Source organism: Moorena sp. SIO4A1, from assembly GCF_010672065.1.
Classification (GTDB): Bacteria; Cyanobacteriota; Cyanobacteriia; order Cyanobacteriales; family Coleofasciculaceae; genus Moorena.
This window is the reverse complement of the sequence record NZ_JAAHHX010000171.1, coordinates 1-3801: the sequence shown is the minus strand read 5'-3', so window position 1 is coordinate 3801 and position 3801 is coordinate 1. Positions and strand designations below refer to the sequence as shown.

The window sequence follows — 3801 nt, the reverse complement described above, 5'->3', positions numbered from 1 at the left end:
TTCCCGATTCCCGATTCTAAATTCCCGATTCCCGATTCCCGATTACCGATTCCCGATTCCCGATTCCCGATTCCCGATTCGCGATTCCCGATTCCCGATTCCCGATTCCCGATTCCCGATTCCCGATTCCCGATTCCCGATTCCCGATTCCCGATTCCCTTTGCTATTAAAAATCCTATTTATTTGCTTCAATATAAATCATACGAGTTCGGATTGTAATCCCTAGGGTTGGAGAAGTCCAACCCACAATAAAATAATCTTCGATGGCATTTTCGATGGCAATTTTAGAGTGATCATAAACTGGAACAACAAAGTTTTTAATATATTCTTATGTTGTTTCATCAAGGCTAATTAGACTAGTTTTTCGGGCAATTCGACCGATGTGTTTTATCGCTGTTGCGGCGTCTTCGACACACAGTAAAGAACTTAAACAAAAAACAAAATCGTAGGACTGGCTATCAATTTCAACAAGTGCTGTTTCAATGGGTTTGTGGATGGTTGTATACCCTCTTTTGGCCGCATAATCCAGCATTTTACTGGAAATATCAATCCCTGTATAGTCAAACTCTCCTTGCAACAATTCACTTAGGATACCTGTCCCACAAGCAATATCTAAAACACTGCCTTGATGGTGATTATGTCCATGGAAAATTTTAACGGCTTCATTGACATACTGTACATTAGAACTGGGTGCCTTTAACACTTCGTCATATTTAGCAGCAAATTTATCATAATAGTCTTCAGCGCCAATTTTTGTTGACATAATTTTTAGTTATATAGTTAGATATAGTATAATCTATTATTCAACCATATATCAATTCGTTGAGGTACATAATTTTAGCAGTTTAGGGAACAGGGAATCGGGAATTGGTAATCTAAAATTTTAAAAAAACTATGTAAATCATTACTATTATCAACAATATAAATTACATTTTATCGATTTGATAAACTAGCGATAATGGTATATTTTACCTCACCATTGCTCTCCAGCTTCAACAGTATATTTCTCTATTCTCCGGTCAAGTGTTATACTACTCAGGGTCATAAACTAAGCTCATTAGCAATCATCACCAGCTCCCCAAAACAGCGGGAGGATAAGAGATAAAATCCGCAGTTTATGGTCGTATAAAGTATAAGAAGCAGGAAATTTTTGTTTTGATCAAGCTTAACTTGAATAATCACCAAGATAACTACCGTTGTATTCCTCAGCTATTTGAAGCACAAGTAGAACGAACACCGGACGCAGTTGCTGTAGTCTTTGCAGACCAGCAGCTAACCTACCGAGCCCTCAATACTAAAGCCAACCAATTAGCGCACCATTTACAAACTTTGGGCGTAGAACCTGAAGTGTTAGTTGGGATTTGTGTAGAGCGTTCTGTTGAGATGGTGGTGGGACTGTTGGCAATTCTCAAAGCAGGTGGAGCTTATGTGCCCTTAGACCCCGCTTATCCCCCAGAGCGCCTAGCCTACATGCTTGACCACTCCCAGGCATCGGTATTGCTGACTCAAAGCCAATTAGTCTCTCAATTACCGAAACATCAAGCTAGTGTGATTTGTTTAGATACAGATTGGGAAATCATCTCTACCCATAACGAACAAAATCCTACTAGCAGCCTGACAGTTGATAACTTGGCTTATATTATCTACACTTCCGGCTCTACAGGTAAGCCAAAAGGGGTAGCCATGCCCCACCGTTCCCTAGTTAATCTGATCAAGTGGCAGCTGGAAAATACTGTAGTTGCCAACGATAGCAAAACACTGCAATTTGCCCCGATAAGTTTTGATGTTTCCTTCCAAGAAATTTTCTCGACCTGGTGTGGAGGGGGAACACTGGTTTTAATCTCGGAAGAAGTGCGGCGCGACCCACTATTTCTGTTAAAATTACTAGCAGAACAAGAGGTGGCTCGACTATTTATTCCCTTTGTGGCTTTGCAGCAAATTGCTGAAGTGGCCGATACTTTCGGAGTATTTCCGGCAAGTCTACGGGAAGTAATTACCGCCGGGGAACAGTTGCAGATTACTCCTGCGATCGCTAACTTGTTCGAGAAGCTAAACGATTGTACCCTACACAATCACTATGGCCCATCAGAAACTCATGTGGTCACCTCTTTTACCCTAAAAGGTTCCCCAAGCAGTTGGCCAGCACTTCCTGCCATTGGTCGTCCTATTGCCAATACCGAGATTTATCTTCTTGATCAGTCCCTAAAACCAGTTCCAGCTGGAGTGGAGGGGGAGTTATACATCGGTGGTGTTTGTCTAGCGCGAGGCTACCTGAACCGACCGGAAATAACTGCCCAAAGATTTATTGCTAACCCGTTTAACAAAGTAAAGACAGATAGCGATCGCCTTTACAAAACCGGGGATTTGGCTCACTACCTACCGGATGGTAATATCCAGTTTCTCGGTCGATTAGATGACCAAGTTAAGATTCGGGGTTACCGTATCGAACTAGGCGAAATTGAAGTATTGCTAAGCCAACAGCCCAAGCTGAAGCAGGCTGTGGTTTTAGCTAGAGAAGATAACCAAGACAAACGTTTAGTGGCTTATCTTGTACCTGGGGAATCCGAATCTGCACCTGTGGAAACAGAGCAAGTTCAGCAATGGGAAAAAGTATGGGATGAAGCCTACAGTAAGCCATCAGATGATTGGGAAGCTGGTTTTCATCTTGGTGGCTGGTACGATAGCTATACCGGAAAAAACTTACCAGAAGAACAAGTGCGGGAGTGGGTTGACCATACAGTAGAGCGGATTCTGTCCTTGCACCCCAAACGAATATTAGAAATTGGTTGCGGTACAGGTTTACTATTGTTTCGGGTTGCTCCCCATTGCGAATCTTATTGGGGTACAGATATTGCTGCTCAAGGACTCCGCTATATCGAAGAGCAGATTAGGAATAGTCCTTTAGAGAAATTGGTCAAGGTTAGCCATAGTCCAGCAGATGATTTAGCAGGAATAGACTCCGAAACCTTTGACACGGTAGTAATTAATGGAGTTATCCAGTTTTTCCCCAACATGGACTACCTGGTGTCCGTCATCGAAAAAGTGGTGCAGTTAGTCCAGCCTGGGGGTAGTATTTTTATTGGCGATGTGGAGAGTTTCCCTTTACTCGAAGCCTTTCATACATCCGTTCAGTTACATCAAGCACCCTCTTCTGAGTCTACAATAGCGCTGCGCGATCGCATCGAGGAAAGGATAGCTGAAACTAAGAAACTAACCATCGCTCCGGCTTTCTTTCTAGCGCTTGAGGAACATCTCCCCCAAATTAATCATGTAGAAATTCAGCTCAAACGGGGACACTATCAAAATGAGCTAACTCGCTTTCGATACGATGCGATTATTCATGTAGGTCAAAAGGTTGATACTTCAGCAGTTCCGCCCCTGTGTCTTGACTGGCTCAAAGATAGACTTACCTTGTCTGATGTCAAAAAGCAACTGTTGGAAACAAAGCCTGAAATCCTGTTAGTTAACCGCGTTCCCAATGCTAGGATTTGGTCAGATGTCCAGGCGTACGCTACTTTAGCTAGTCCTAATTGTCCTCGAACCGTAGGGGAGTTGCTAGACCAGCTGCAAGAAAAGGGAGTAGAGCCAGAAGACTGGTGGTCATTGCAATCTGAAATTCCTTATGCCATTAACCTGACCTGGAGTGGAAATGGTGCCGATGGCTACTATGATGTAGTGTTTACAGCAAATTTCGCCCCCCTAGCCCCCCAATTCTGGGGGGAACAAAACTCTGAAAGTCCCCCAAAATTGGGGGATTTAGGGGGCTTTACCAAAACCAGACGATCGCGCATTCATACTTCA

Annotated in this window: 2 protein-coding genes and 1 pseudogene; 2 read left to right on the top strand and 1 reads right to left on the bottom strand. The window is 43.2% G+C overall.

The features are described 5' to 3' along the window. A pseudogene (locus F6K53_RS35590) lies at positions 1 to 219 on the top strand (hypothetical protein); the annotation flags it as partial. 109 nt (positions 220 to 328) lie between these two features. Here the strand turns inward: F6K53_RS35590 and F6K53_RS35585 are convergent. Continuing rightward, positions 329 to 763, bottom strand: a complete 435-nt coding sequence (locus tag F6K53_RS35585; protein WP_293084065.1) for a class I SAM-dependent methyltransferase — start codon at positions 761 to 763, stop codon at positions 329 to 331. Positions 764 to 1155: 392 nt separating this feature from the next. On the opposite strand from F6K53_RS35585, the gene F6K53_RS35580 reads away from it, so the two are divergent. Then, positions 1156 to 3801 (top strand): amino acid adenylation domain-containing protein (locus F6K53_RS35580; RefSeq protein ID WP_293084063.1); only part of this gene is annotated, 2646 nt, incomplete at its 3' end.

What these genes read in the sequence shown, in the direction of transcription:
- F6K53_RS35585 (WP_293084065.1), bottom strand. Translation starts at nt 763, where the DNA reads ATGTCAACAAAAATTGGCGCTGAAGACTATTATGATAAATTTGCTGCT.